Source organism: Streptomyces sp. NPDC001828, assembly GCF_042892175.1.
Lineage (GTDB): Bacteria > Actinomycetota > Actinomycetes > Streptomycetales > Streptomycetaceae > Streptomyces.
This window is the reverse complement of the sequence record NZ_JBIATV010000001.1, coordinates 826,091-839,455: the sequence shown is the minus strand read 5'-3', so window position 1 is coordinate 839,455 and position 13,365 is coordinate 826,091. Positions and strand designations below refer to the sequence as shown.

Sequence of the window (13,365 nt, the reverse complement as noted above, 5' to 3'; positions counted from 1 at the left end):
CGATACGCCCGGCCCGCCGGCCTCGCGGGAAGCCTCAGGCCCGCTTCGCGTATTTCAGCTTCTTGCCCTCGTTGAGCTGCTCGATGAGTTTGAAGGCGGCGAGCGCGAGCGGCTTGAGGCCCTCCGCCGGGACGCCGTCCCGCATGCGGCGCAGCTCGGCGACCATCAGATTCAGCTCGCCGCTCTTGGTGGTGGTGCGGTTGTCCTGGTCGCCCAGCGCTCCCAGCGACTTGTGCACCGCCTCGGCGCCCGGCTCGTCGTCGACCATGGTCCGCTGCTCGGCCGTCAGGTGCTGCGCGTTCTTCAGCAGATCGTGGCCCTGGGGGATCGCCCGCAGCCACTGGGCGCGGGTCAGGGCGATCTCGGTCTGGGTACGGTCGTTCGCCAGGCCCCGCTCCACCGGCGCCCCGAACAGCCGGGCGCTCCCGCTGCCCGACCGGTTGGCGGCGGACAGGACCAGATCGACGAACTGGTCCGGGTGAGCGGTGAAGTACTCCCGCACCCCCTCCGTCAGGAGTCCGAAGTGGCGGGCGAAGTCGGTGCGGGCCATGAGGCCGCCCGCGATGGACTTGGCATTGGCACCCGCCTGCAGCTCCTCCCCCGCGAGCACGTAGGAGGACAGGTGCATGACCAGGCCGGTGAGGCCGCCGATGTCGGTCTTCGACAGCGAGATGCCCTCGGGAGCCGACTCCCCGAACTCGCCCACCGCCCGCTCCGCACCGGTCTTGGCCGCGGGCAGCGTGCCGAGCCCGCCGCCGAAGAGGTCGCGCTGCGCCTGCGCGCGCCGCTCCTTGGTGTGGGTGAGCTTTCCGTAGACCCCGCGCACGGCCCCGGCGACGGACTTCTCCTCGGGCTCCTGCTTGTCGGCCAGATAGCCGATCAGGTCCGGCAGGCGGTCGAGCCGCACTCCGGCGGTGGTCTGCGGGGCGAACTTGAGCGCGCCGCCGAACGGGTAGATGCGCAGCTGCCGCTCGGGCGTGCCGCCTCCAGCCGTGACGTCCTCGGAGGGGATGTACGGGTCCCGCTGGCGGCCGTTGAGGTAGCCGGCCATCCGCGAGATGCGGTCGAGGACGCCGCCGACCTCGGCGACGTTGTTCAGCGGGTCGGTCACCCACTCCAGGTTCGAGCCGCCCGAGGGGCTGGCGTCCGCGGTGAGATCGAACTTGTCGCCCTTCACCACCACGCCGTCGGGCCCGCGGCCCTTGCCGAGGTTCTCACCGACCAGGGGCACTTCGGAGATCTCGCTGGAGATCATCAGGCTCATCTCGGCCGCCGCGCGCTGCGCGCCGTCGGGCCCCAACTGTGTCTTCTTGAGCCGGAGTTCGCCCGCCTCGGTGAGGAACTCGCCGTCGAACCAGCGGGCCCTCAGTTCGTCCTGCGACGTGCTCCGCTCCGCCGCGCTCAGCTCCTGCGCGTAGGGGCTGTACGGGTTGAGGACCCGCTCCAGGAGCTTGGCGTCGAGCAACCGCTCGCGCTCGACGGCCCGTTGCTCCTGCACGGCCTTGGCGGCGACGGGGTCGGCGACCCTGCGCACGTTCCACTGCGCCTCGAACTCGAAGCCGACCGCCCGCTGCACGACGGGGGCACCCGCCGCGTGTGCGTGCCCGTGGGCCCCGGTTCCGCAGTCGCGCTGCACGGAGGCGGACTCACCGCCGGCCTCGGGCGCGGGCCCGGAGAGGGCACGGGTGGCGTTGGCCTCGGCGGCCCGCTCGAAGGAGTCCGAGGGGTCGGACACGCGCAGCCCGTCACCGGTGTCGGTGCCGGCGACGGGTCCCCGGCGCTGCTGGATGACGTGCGTGAGTTCATGGGCGAGGGTGTGCCGGTCGGCGCCGCCCTGCCCGACCACGATGTGGCTGCCCGAGGTGTAGGCGCGGGCGCCGATCTCGGCGGCGGACCGCTGAGCCGCGGCGTCGTTGTGCAGGCGTACGTCGCCGAAGTCGGCGCCGAGCCTGGTCTCCATGTCGGCGCGCACCTCCGAGTCCAGCGGCTGCCCGGATCCCCGCAGCACGTCGTGCACCGCGGAGCGCTGCACGGCCGCGTCGCCCTGGGTCAGGAGCCCGGCCACCGCGGCGTTCCCCGCGGACCGCTGGAGCGCGAGCAACTGGGCCGCACCGAGCCCTCCGCCGGGCGCGGCCTGTCCGTCGCCCGCACCTCCACGCCGGTCACCGGCCCGTGAAACGGGTCCGCCGGGCGTGACAGCTGGGCCCTGCTGCCTGTCCTGCGCGTGCACGTGAACCCCTTCGGTGGTGAATCGTGAAGCCGGGCTGTACGTGCATATCAGCCACGGGAGCAGGGGTGAAGGTACGAAAGGGCAAGTACGGGTGCACTCCTGTCAACCAGCCGCGATTCAGAGCCGGTTGATGTCCGAGCCGGACCGGGCCAGGGCGGCGAGGGCAGCCTCCTCCACGGATCCGGCAGGCCGCAGGAGCGTGTCGAGGCGGGCCGCCGCGAGGATGCGCAGATGCCACGGCCGTACGCAGACCACGCCGAGGTGGCCGTCGCGCTCGCGGATCCTGCGGTGCGCCCGGCAGAGCTGGGTGAAGACGGCGCAGTCGAAGAAGTCCACGGGCCGCAGGTCGACGATCACCCGGGCGCCGGCCGGCTGGGTGGCCGCGTCCAGGTGGAGCTGGACGCCGGGCGCGCTGGCCAGGTCCACGGTGCCGTGCACCTCGACGACGGTGAAGCCGTGCATCAGATAGGTGCGGGCGTTGCGGCACCGGTCCGGCAGCAGCCCCGGCGGAAGGGGCACGGGCGCCGAGACGGATGGCCGAGCGGTGGATCCCATGGGCAGCTCCCGGTCCAGAACTGACCCCCGCGGTGCGGGAGTACTCGGTAGTCGGGCAGTCACCGTGGTCCCCGGGGTGACGCACTAGCACCCTAGGAACAGACGCGTATGCAGAAACGTCCAGCCTTCGAATTGTTCACCCCGGGGGGTGAACGAAATTTGCGTCTGCCCCTGTTCTGACCCTGCGCAACGGCTGCCGAGGGCTCAAAACGGCGCGGCGCCCGGCCAGTTGGGATGGCCGGGCGCGCGCTCGGGGCCGCGAGCGGTGCGGCCGGGCACTCCCTTCACCGCGAGAGGCCCGGCCACGGGATCCGTCAGTAGGCCCCGAAGACGTTGTCGATCGACCCGTAGGTCTTGGCGGCGTAGTTGCAGGCCGCGGTGATGTTGGCGATCGGGTCGTAGAGGTCCGTGGAGGTGCCCGGCACGTGGAAGGCGGAGAACGTGGGCTGGATGACCTGGAGGAGTCCCTTGGAGGGCGTTCCGGCCACGGCGTTGGAGTCCCAGTTGTTGATCGCCATCGGGTTGCCCGAGGACTCCCGCATCACGTTGCGGTAGATGCCGTCGTAGCTGCCCGGGATGCCGTGCTGGGCCATGATGTCCAGCGACTGCCGGATCCAGCCGTCCAGGTTGTTCGCGTACGTGGTGGTGCTGGCCACGGTGGCGGTCGCGGTGAGGTCGGTGGTCCGGGCCGAGCGGTCGGCCCGGGCGGAGGCGTCCCGGGCGGTGCTCGCCGCGGGGGCGCCGAGGGTGAGCTTCATGCCGGGGCGGATCAGCGCGGGGTTGCTGCCGATGACGCTCTGGTTGTCCTGGTAGAGCTGCTTCCAGCCGCCGCTCACGTTGAGCGCGTCGGCGATCTTCGCCAGCGAGTCCCCGTCGGCCACGGAGTAGCTCGTGGGGGCGGCCTTCACCGCGGTGACCGGCTTGGCCACGACGGAGTGGACCGACGCCGGGGCGGCGGAGGCCGTGGTCGCGCCGATCACCGGGAGGGCCAGGACGGCGCTGCCGGTGCCCGCGACGGCGAGGCCCCGGGAGAACGAGCGGGACTTCGGCCGGCGGTGCTTGCCCTTTGCGGACATGTGTCTATTCCTCTCCGTCGCCTGCGAGGTGAGCTGTCGGGTTCGGACGGGAGATGTCCGGTCGCGGTGCACGCGACTTCACCCCAGCCGTTCCGGAATCCGGATCGGCGGCTTACCTGGGTCCCCCGCTCCTGCCGTACGTGTATGGGAGGCTCCGGACGGCGGCAGGATTCGGCGTTCCTTCCGGATTGACGGTGAACGTAGACGAATAGCCCCGACGGAAACAAGGCCGGAATTCGTGAGGGGTGATCAGGAATATAGATCAACTCGAATTCACCGGCGCCAGCCACTTCGGCGGGAGCGCCCAACTCGCTTTCGGGTGAAGCGAAATGCCCCGGGCGGGCGCCACACGCCCGGCGGGCCGCACGTGACCCAATTCACTCGCCCGCGACGCAACCGCCGGGACCTCCGATAAAAGAGGCGAGTCTTACCCATTAGCCCCAATTAGGACATTGCCACGGCGGTCCATCCCGCGCCGATTACATTTCATTTCGGACACTTCGGGCACGAGGTCCCCGCCTACCCCCTGTGTGCGACACCACACCCATCCCCTACGCCTTGTCCGGGATCATGATCACTGGCCACCCTCCAGGGAACCGGGGGTGACAGGGGGCGGGGCGGGGAACGGGGAGGCGGGGCGGTGATCAATTCATTTGCGGTGATCAATTCGATCGATCACGGATCCTGCGAGTCCGCTCGCGTCCACATGGCGAAGGCGCGACGCCTGGCACGGCCTCGCGCCCCTGACACCATCTGGCCCATTCCGCCCAACTGGCTCTCGGCGCAGGCCCCGTCACGTCCCGTCAAACCCGTCTTCGCCGCACAATGGCTGCGGCCCACCCAGTAATAGTCGCCGTCAACTACCAATCACCAGGAAGAACATGAACGACTTCAGCGAATTCAAGGACATTCCCCCGACCACGCTCGCCGACATCGTCGGGCGCCCGCAGGTGATGGATATCGGCATTCGCCCTCTGTGGTCTCCGATGCCGCGTGTCGCCGGGCCCGCATTCACCGTGCGCTGTCCCGCCGGTGACAACCTCATGCTGCACGCGGCCATTTACCGGGCCGAACCCGGTTCGGTCATCGTGGTGGAGTCGGGCGACCTGGACTACGCCCTCGCCGGAGGCAACGTGTGCGCCGTGGCCCAACGCCGGGGCGTCGCGGCGTTCGTGGTCGACGGGGTGATCCGCGACCTCGCCGAGGTCCGCGAGGCGGGCTTCCCCGTCTTCGCCCGGGGCGTCATCCCCATTCCCGGCACCAAGAAGGCCGTCGCCCCGCTCAACGAGCCGGTCCGCTGCGGCGGAGTGCTCGTGCACGCGGGCGATGTGGTGGTGGCCGACGAGGAGGGCATCGTGGTCACGCCCCGCGCGCAGGCGGAGCAGGTGCTCCTCGATGCCCGGCGCAAGCTGGCCAAGGAGGCCGCCGAATCCCTGGACGCCTGGGAAGAGGCGCACCGCGGCCGGATCGACAAGGCCCTCGGCGACGGCGGCTTCGAGGGCTGAGCGCCCAACTCCCTTTCGCGCATGGCTGGTTGGCGACGGAGCGTGCCCGGTTCACACCGTGCCGACCTCGCGGACGAGTTCGAGGCCGAGGACGCGGTCCAGGTGGGACATGGTCTCGAACTTGGCACCCGGCGCCACCTCGTCGGCCGTCGCCAGATCGTGCAGGAGGCGCAGCACGGCCGCGGTGTCGAGCCGGTTGTCCAGGGCGGTGCGGGCCGTGCTCTTGAGGTCGGCGGGGATCGGTTTCGAGGGCTGCGCGGCCCAGCCGGCGATGGCCCGCCGCCAGCGGGCGAGGGCGCGCCCCGCCTCGTCGACCTGGTCGGCGGTGACCGTGACCGGCTCCTCGTAGGGGTGGCTGAGCAGCAGCAGGCGTACGGCCAGCAGGTCGAGGCCTTCGAGCGGGGGCAGAGCGGCCGCGCCGATCTGGAGGCCGGCGATGCCCGCGCCCTCGTACGTCGCGCTGCTGAGCTGGACGCCGGGCGGGCCGCCGAGCTGCTCGGCGATCCGCTCCGGGTCCCCCTCGGCGTCGGGCGGCCGGATACCGGCGGCGGCCACCGGCTGCTCGGGGCCGGTCCATCCGATGAGGGCCGCCCTGCCGCCCTGCTCGACGACGCGCGCCAGCACGTCCGCGATCAGCAGCACCCGCAGTGCGGTCCCGGGATCACCGTCGGCGGGGGCCTGGGCGCAGATGCGCAGGGGTCCGGGGCCGGCGAGTTCATCGACGATTCGCAGCATGCCGCCGACCCTAGGTGTTCGGGCCCGCCCTGGACACCGGTCCACGCCCGCACGGACGAGAAACGCCGCCGGGGCGGGCGGGCGTCAGGCGAGCAGGGGCTTCAGGGCGCCACCGCGCAGTCGGGCGACGAGCGGGGCCGCGTACCGCCGCGCGGACCACGTCACCGCGAGGGCCACGGCCGCGCCGACCCCGAAGGCGACCAGCACGTCGTGCGGGTAGTGCGCGCCGACGTACACCCGGGACGCGCCCATCAGGAGTGCGGCGAGGGCGGCGATCGCGCCGAGGCGCCGGTCGACCAGGAACAGGGCGACGGCCGTGGCAGCGGCCACCGTGCTGTGGTTGCTGGGGAAGGCGTAGTCGTTCAGGGGCGGGCACTTCTCGATCAGGAAGTCGTGCGGCAGCGCACGGCAGGGCCTGGGCTCCGTGAACACCGACTTGACCGCGTCGTTCACCACGTACGCGAGCACCACCGCGATCGGCGCGGACAGGGCCGCCGCCATGACGGAGGCGTCCTTGCGCCGCGCGATCCACCAGCCGGCCAGCATCAACACGGCGAACAGGGCGACGCCGTAGCTGGTGTACGCGGCCACCGGTCCGTTCAGCCAGTGCGTATGGCGGGCGAAGTCGGTGATGTCGCCGTACAGGCCGCCGTCGATGGACGCGCCGTCCAGGGCCTGGGTCGTGGGGGCGGAACTGGTCATGGGATGCGCTTCTCCGGTGGGTCGAACGGGGCGGGGTGCGGGGTGGCCTTCTGGGTGAAGGCCGGGCGAGCGGAACATGAACGACTACAGGCATGTAGACGTCAGAAGATCCGGATTGGTTGCGCAGACGATCCGGATTGGTTGCGCAGAGGGTCCGGATGGGTTGCTCAGAGGGTCCGGATGGGTCGCGCGCCCCTGCCGATCCGCTCGGTGGCCCCTGCGGGAAGCCCTCAGCCCCAGAGCCCCTCGGCGAGCGCCACACCCGCGAAGACCGCGCCGAGGCCGGCCACCACACTGCCGACGGCGTTCGCCACCGCGTAGGACTTCGCCCCCTGCTCGGCGAGCCGGAGCGTCTCGTACGAGAAGGTCGAATACGTGGTCAGCGCTCCGCAGAGCCCCGTGCCGACGAACAGCTGTACCGACGAGGACGCGGCGCCCTCGGTGACCGCGCCGGTGAGTACGCCGAGGATCAGACAGCCGGCGACGTTGACCGTGAAGGTGCCCCAGGGGAAGACGCTGTCGTGCCGCTTCTGCACGGTCAGGTCGGTGAGGAAGCGCAGGGGCGCGCCAATCGCCGCCCCCAACACCACGTAGATCCAGCTCACTTGACGCTCTCCCGTCCGGTGTACCGCGTGTCGTCCCCGGTCCGCTGTGCCGGGTGGGTCCGTCCCGTCAGGCCGGTCATCGCCGCCTCCGCACGAGCACGCGCCGGGTCAGCCACACCGCACTCCACACGGCCGCGAGCGCCACGGCCAGCGTGAGGGCCAGATAGGCGAGGGCGGTCAGGGGCCGTCCGGCGGACAGGAGCTTCTGAATGTCGACGGCGTACGTCGAGAAGGTCGTGAATCCGCCGAGGACGCCGGTGCCGAAGAAGGGGCGGACCAGCCGGTGCGCGGACCACACTTCGGTGATCGCCACCATGAACACGCCGATCACGGCGCAGCCCACGGCGTTGACCAGCAGTGTCGTCCACGGAAACGAGCCGGGGGCGGTGGTCCACAGGAGCGAGGCCCCGTAGCGGGCGCAGGCGCCGATCGCTCCGCCGAGCGCCACCACCGCGACGACCGGGCCGAGACCGCGTGCGAGGTCCCGGCGCTGGGCCGGCACGCCCAGATCGACATCGGGGTCGGTGGGCCCGTCGGTCACCCGCGACTGCTTGGCTGCGTCGGACATGCTTCTCCTAACTGGTCAGGGCTGCGGATGGGCGGGCGGTGGCGGCGGCAGCGAGCCGAGGCCCGGGGCCGTTTCGGGCCACACCAGCAGGATCGGGCAGGGCGCGTGGTCGACCACGAACCGGGTCGCCGGACCGAGACTGCGCGGCCCGAGGTGGCGGTGGTCGCCGTCGCGCGCGCAGACGAGGAGGTCGGCGCCTTCCGCGGCGCGCACGACCCGCTGTTCGGCGCGGCCTCTCAGGTCGAGGCGGCGGGCTGGACGGCCCAGGCGCCGCTCGGCCTCGGCGAAGAGGTCGTCGACGGCGGCCCGGGAGAGTCCTTCGAGGCGGGTGCCGGGGTCGCGTTCGCGGTGGCCGCGCCCGAGGAGCCCGGCGAACGCGCCGTGCGCGGCCTCGGCCACCGTGTCGTCGGTGACGTGCAGGAGTACGAGGTCCTCTCGCCCGGCGGTGTGCTCGCGCGCGGCGTCCACGCAGGCGGGCCAGGTGCCCTCGGTGATCCAGATGATGACGCTCATGGAATGCGGTCAGCCTCCGATCGTGTGCAGCGCCGCCCAGAGCGCGGCGGTCGACGCGACCAGTGTGGCGGGAACGGTGAGCAGTCCCAGGCGGGTGAAGTGCCCGAGTTCCGGCGCGTCGTCGTGCTCGTGCAGGATCCGCCGCCACAGCAGGGTGGCGAGCGAGCCGACGTAGGTGAGGTTCGGGCCGAGGTTGACGCCGATGAGGACCGCCAGGACCGGGCCCGGGCCGCCCGGCGCGGCGACGGGGAGCAGGGCGAGCACGGCGGGCAGGTTGTTGATGAGGTTCGACAGCACCGCGGCGACGGCGACGACGGCGAGCAGGGCGGGCAGCGAATCGCCGTCGGGCAGCAGATGGCTGATGGCGGTGCCGAGGCCGTTGTCCACGACGGCCTTGACGACGACGCCGAGGCCGAGGACGAAGAGGCAGAACGGGATGCCGGCCGAGGTCACCAGTGTGCGGGGCGTGGTGCGGCGCCGGGCCAGGCCGCGCGCGGCGAGGACGAGCGCGCCCGCGAGGGCGGCCCAGACCGGGCTGAGGCCGGCGAACGAGGTGACAACGAACCCGCCGAGCGTCAGCGCGAGGACCACGAGCGTGAACACGGGCATCGGGGTGGTGTCCCGGGCCCGCCCGCCGCTCGGCCGGGCGGCCAGGTCGCTGCGGAAGAAGGCCCGGAAGATTCCGTACTCCACGGCGATGGCCGCCAGCCACGGCAGGGCCATCAGCGCCGCGAACCTGGTGAAGGAGAGCCCGCTGGCCGCCAGGGCGAGCAGGTTGGTGAGGTTGGAGACGGGCAGCAGCAGCGAGGCCGAGTTCGCCAGGTGCGCGGTGGCGTACACGTGCGGGCGGGCCCGGACACCGGCGCGGGCCGCCGTCGCGAACACCACGGGCGTGAGCAGGACGACGGTCGCGTCCAGGCTGAGGACGGCGGTGATGACGGCGGCGACGGCGAAGACCCCGCCGAGCAGGCGCTGGGCACTGCTTCCGCAGACCCGGGCGACGAAGTCACCGGTGGCCGCGAACAGGCCGTCGTCGTCGCAGAGTTGGGCCAGTACGAGGACGGCGGCGAGGAAGCCGACCACCGGGAGCAGGTCGCGGGTCTGCTGCCACGCCTCGGTGGGCGAGACCGCGCCGAGCCCGACCACGAGCGCCGCCGCGGGGAGCGCGGCCACCGCTTCCGGCCAGTTGCGGGGGCGTACGACGGCGAAGGCGAGCACGGCGATCAGGAGGACGGCCGACACGATCTCGGCGGTGACGGTACTCAGGGTCGGCCTCCGGGCAACGGGCGATCACGGCGGCGGGCCCCTTGCCACACCACCGCGACGACCCTACGCGCCGGTCACCGCTCCGCGATCTCCGGCGGGGTGAGTCGCCGGCACTCCCCCGCGCGGCGCGGGCACGGGGGAATGAGGTGGGCGGCGTTCAGCAGCGGCCCTCGCCGCCGTCCGTGCCCGCCGACGCCACCCGTGGTCCGGCGTCCACGCTGCGCGTCCGGGGCACCGGCAGCAGCTGGCCCGGCTCGCCGCTCAGGGTCTTCGCGTTGCGCGCGGTGACCCGGCCGAGCGGGGCCGGGGTGAGGACGGCCTGGCTCTGGACGTAGGCGACGAAGCTCTCGAAGTCCCGGGTGTGGCGCACCGCTTGCGAGTGGTTGAGCAGGGCGGGGTAGTCGTCCGCGCCGATCAGCGTGTACGCCGTGACGGCGAGCCGGTAGGTCGCCTTCACGTCGAGCGGGGTCCCGTCGATGAGGACATCGGCCGGAGCCACCCGGTCGCCCGCCGCCCCGGACGCGTCGAAGGTGTAGCGCACGTTGTGGGACACCGCGAACGGCGCGTAGGTGAGCGCGGTCCCCTTCATCTTCCACTGCTGTTCCAGGGTGTCGTGGATGCACTGGCCCGTGACGGAGACCGTGACGATCGGGTCCCCGTAGCCGACGGCGTTGAACGCCTTGCGGTAGGACACGGCGCCCTGCAGCGTCGCGTCGATGGTGAGGTCGCCGTTGATGACGCAGGAGCCCTGGCGGGGAGCCACCGCGATCAGGGCGAGCTGGGCGGGCACGTTGGCGTTGATGTTCCCCGTGTCGAACGGGTCCAGCGGCTGGGCCCCGGCCCACAGGGCCCAGTCGGCGGCGAGGTTGCCCATCGTGCTCTCGCCGAAGCTGTTCAGGCTCCTCGTGAAGGAGGCCGTCTGGCGCCCGATGCGGGTGTTGCCCCGGTTGTCGGCGTAGCCGGTCCAGTAGTCGGACGTCTCCTTGAGGTCCGGGTCGGGCGCCACGTCATGGGTGTTGGGGTGGTTGGTCGAGGTGGTCAGCTCCCGTACGACCTCGCCCGTCACCGGGTCGAGGCGCAGGTTGATCTCGTTGATGATCTGCCCGTGGCAGCCCGCCTCGACGAACGGCCGCGTCTTGCCCGAGGGGTCGGGGACCATCATGTTGAAGGCGCAGTGCCAGTGGCCGGTGATGATCGCGTCGATGTCGGACGACACGGCGAGCGCCAGGTCGTAGGCAGGCCCCGAGGGGTTGCTCCCGCTGTTGAAGTCGCTTCCCGCGACCGCCCCGTCGTGCATGCTGAGCACGATCGCGTTGACGCCCTGCGCCTTGAGCTGCGCCGCACAGCGGTTCGCCGTCGCCAGCTCCTCGGTCATGCGCAGTGCCGTCTGGTAACTCGTGGATCCGGTGTCCGTGCCGGTGACCGTCAGATGAATGAATCCGATCGGAAGCCGTTTCCCGCCCGGCCCCTGTACCCATTCGACATTCACTGGCGGAAGGACGGTCCTTCCCGTATTTCCCCAGAGCATGTTGGCCGAGTAGTAACGGAAGTTCGCGCCGTGGAAGGTCCGTCCGGTCGAGTCGGGGAAACTGTTCGTCCACCCCGCTCCGGCGTACGGTCTGCCGTGTTCCATGTGGTTGATCAGGAATCCGGGGGTGCGGTCGAACTCGTGGTTTCCGGCGGTCGAGAAGTCGAGCTTCATCCGGTTGAGCGCTTCGATGGTGGGCTCGTCGGCCAGTGACAGGGCCGGGAACGCCCAGCCCGAGAACAGGTCTCCCTGTCCGAGGAACAGCGTGTTCGTGCGGCCGGCCCGCAGGTTCTTGAGGTGCGTGGCCATGTAGGGCACGCCGCCGACGGTGAACTGTTCGCCGCCCGCGCCCGTGATGACCGCGTCGCTCGCGGGCGGGGCCTGGAGGTATCCGTGCAGGTCGGTGATGCTGAGCAGCTGGACGTCCACGTACTCGGTGGCGGTCTTGGCGTCACGCGCGTGTCCGCTGGCCAGCGCCGACGTGCCCGTCGCCGCCATCGTCGCGAGTGATCCCGCCACGGTCATGAAGCTCCGTCGACCCACGCCCCACATTTCGACTCCCTCATTCGAAAGCTACGCGGCCATGCCGGGAGCGGTGTTCCGGCTCCCCACGTGGCGGCCCGAAGAACTGCGTGACACGAATCCGCCGATTGCGGGCACAAGGAATACAACACGGCAGGATGGCCGAACCCTCGACACGCCGCCGGACCAAGGGCGCCGAAATCCGGGTCGCCAACATGTCCCACTCAAGCGCACGAACCACACGAAGAGCGAAAGATGCGCGGAACTCGGTGGTGGTGTCACATGACGAGTTGCTGAACTGAATCCGGTGTCCTTCAACCCCGCTTGTGCGCGGACGTCATGAATGGACGTCAGGATCTCCGGAAATGCGGTGCCGACGCGAAGGGCCCGTTCGGGGCGCGGCGCGGCGGCACCGCGGGGTAATCGGCTCCGACCTCTGCGCATGGCAGGCCGCCCTTCGCCGGTGCCCGCCGCGCCCCGCAGGGGGGGCGGCACTCCCGTGCCGGGTGTCCGCGCGCCCGGCACGGTTCGACCGTTCTCGTCTCGGCGGTCCGTGTACGTGTGGAGCGCTGGGGGCCAGGGGCCGCCTACTGGCCGTCTCGCGCCGGGCCGGCACCGGGGCCGACCGCTCGCGCAGACGTACTCGTTGGCAGTGTCCCCTTCCGCGCAGCCTTCAAATCAAGCTGAAGGCAAGGGAGTTGACCGATCAAGGCGGTGGGGGTCACGGGGCTGACTCAGCGGTGTGCGATCAGGGTGAACAGGAGCGGGACGCGCGGCTCCCCGTCGGGCAGCCGCCACCAGCCCTGCGGGGTGCGGACCATCTGCGGCCAGCGGGGCCAGGGCAGTTCGTCGCTCTCCCGCAGCCGGCCGATCCTCAGACCCGCGCCGAGCACGGCCTCGACGACCTCGTCCAGACCGTGCATCCACTCGTAGCACTCGGTCGCGCCCCGCACGGCCGGGCCGTCGGTGTAGGTGTACGTGGCGTCGCGGCGCACCGCGCCACCGCCGCCCAGGTAGTCGTGGCGCAGCAGCAGTTCGGGGCCGGCACCGGGCGCGGGCGAGGGGCCGAGGGAGTTGAGCAGGGGGTGGAACTCGGCGAGGTACAGCCGCCCGCCGGGGCGGAGGAGTGCGGCAACCGTCTCGGCCCAGCGGGGCAGGTCCGGGAGGTAGCAGAGCGCGCCCTTGCCCGTGTAGACGACGTCGAACTGCCGCCCCGCAAGGCGCCGGGCCGCGTCGTACACGTTGGCCTGGACGTATTCCACGTCGAGGCCCGCCCCGGCCGCCAGCGCGCGAGCCGCGGTCACCGAGGCTCCGGAGAGGTCGAGGCCCACGGCGCGGGCCCCGCGCGCGGCGAACGCCATCGTCTCCGTACCGAGGTGACATTGCAGATGGAGGACGTCCCGCCCCGCCAGGTCGCCGAGGTCGCGCCACTCGTAGTCCGCGAACCAGCGCTCGGGGTCCGCGCTCCCGTCGGCCACGCCGTAGAAGCGGCTGGCGAGATGGACCGGGGTGCGCGCGTCCCAGTTCGCCTCGTTGGACGACATCATCCGCCGCACAGCC

At 71.5% G+C, this 13,365-nt stretch carries 12 protein-coding genes and 1 riboswitch; of the genes, 1 reads left to right on the top strand and 11 read right to left on the bottom strand.

Annotated elements, in window-relative coordinates; translation table 11 throughout:
• Window positions 1-34: 34 nt before the first annotated feature.
• The 3 genes from ACFYZA_RS03910 to ACFYZA_RS03900 all read right to left on the bottom strand — a co-directional run bounded on the left by ACFYZA_RS03910 (window position 35) and on the right by ACFYZA_RS03900 (window position 3,861).
• Window positions 35-2,230: a DUF4157 domain-containing protein gene (locus ACFYZA_RS03910; protein ID WP_388486903.1), complete on the bottom strand. Its 2,196-nt coding sequence runs from the start codon at window positions 2,228-2,230 to the stop codon at window positions 35-37.
• Between the two features lie 117 nt (window positions 2,231-2,347).
• Entirely contained in the window at window positions 2,348-2,785 is a 438-nt protein-coding gene (locus ACFYZA_RS03905) for an STAS domain-containing protein (protein WP_382593828.1), read from the bottom strand.
• Between the two features lie 314 nt (window positions 2,786-3,099).
• Complete coding sequence (locus ACFYZA_RS03900) at window positions 3,100-3,861, bottom strand: transglycosylase SLT domain-containing protein (protein ID WP_382593831.1); 762 nt, start codon at window positions 3,859-3,861, stop codon at window positions 3,100-3,102.
• Window positions 3,862-3,866: 5 nt separating this feature from the next.
• Window positions 3,867-4,048: riboswitch (cyclic di-AMP (ydaO/yuaA leader) on the bottom strand.
• Between the two features lie 694 nt (window positions 4,049-4,742).
• Here ACFYZA_RS03900 and ACFYZA_RS03895 point away from each other — a divergent pair.
• A complete protein-coding gene (locus ACFYZA_RS03895) occupies window positions 4,743-5,366 on the top strand; it encodes an RraA family protein (RefSeq protein ID WP_388486900.1) in 624 nt (207 codons plus the stop codon).
• A gap of 51 nt (window positions 5,367-5,417) precedes the next feature.
• Here the strand turns inward: ACFYZA_RS03895 and ACFYZA_RS03890 are convergent, their stop codons facing one another.
• The 8 genes from ACFYZA_RS03890 to ACFYZA_RS03855 form a co-directional block, all read right to left on the bottom strand.
• Window positions 5,418-6,101 (bottom strand): hypothetical protein, encoded by a 684-nt coding sequence (locus ACFYZA_RS03890; RefSeq protein ID WP_388486897.1) that lies wholly within the window; start codon window positions 6,099-6,101, stop codon window positions 5,418-5,420.
• A gap of 84 nt (window positions 6,102-6,185) precedes the next feature.
• Window positions 6,186-6,803, bottom strand: a complete 618-nt coding sequence (locus ACFYZA_RS03885) for a phosphatase PAP2 family protein (RefSeq protein WP_388486895.1) — start codon at window positions 6,801-6,803, stop codon at window positions 6,186-6,188.
• Window positions 6,804-7,033: 230 nt separating this feature from the next.
• The gene (gene crcB / locus ACFYZA_RS03880; protein WP_382593843.1) at window positions 7,034-7,408 is read right to left on the bottom strand and encodes a fluoride efflux transporter CrcB; all 375 of its coding nucleotides are present in this window, start codon (window positions 7,406-7,408) and stop codon (window positions 7,034-7,036) included.
• Between the two features lie 76 nt (window positions 7,409-7,484).
• On the bottom strand, window positions 7,485-7,976 hold the full coding sequence (gene crcB / locus ACFYZA_RS03875) for a fluoride efflux transporter CrcB (protein WP_382593846.1): 492 nt from the start codon (window positions 7,974-7,976) through the stop codon (window positions 7,485-7,487).
• Between the two features lie 15 nt (window positions 7,977-7,991).
• A complete protein-coding gene (locus ACFYZA_RS03870) occupies window positions 7,992-8,489 on the bottom strand; it encodes a universal stress protein (protein ID WP_388486892.1) in 498 nt (165 codons plus the stop codon).
• A 9-nt stretch (window positions 8,490-8,498) separates the two neighbouring features.
• Window positions 8,499-9,734 carry an SLC13 family permease gene (locus tag ACFYZA_RS03865; protein WP_388487977.1) on the bottom strand — a complete coding sequence of 412 codons (1,236 nt, stop codon included), beginning with the start codon at window positions 9,732-9,734 and terminating at the stop codon, window positions 8,499-8,501.
• Between the two features lie 178 nt (window positions 9,735-9,912).
• Window positions 9,913-11,808, bottom strand: a complete 1,896-nt coding sequence (locus ACFYZA_RS03860) for a bifunctional metallophosphatase/5'-nucleotidase (RefSeq protein WP_382593852.1) — start codon at window positions 11,806-11,808, stop codon at window positions 9,913-9,915.
• 731 nt (window positions 11,809-12,539) lie between these two features.
• Complete coding sequence (locus ACFYZA_RS03855) at window positions 12,540-13,352, bottom strand: class I SAM-dependent methyltransferase (RefSeq protein ID WP_388487975.1); 813 nt, start codon at window positions 13,350-13,352, stop codon at window positions 12,540-12,542.
• Window positions 13,353-13,365: the final 13 nt, after the last annotated feature.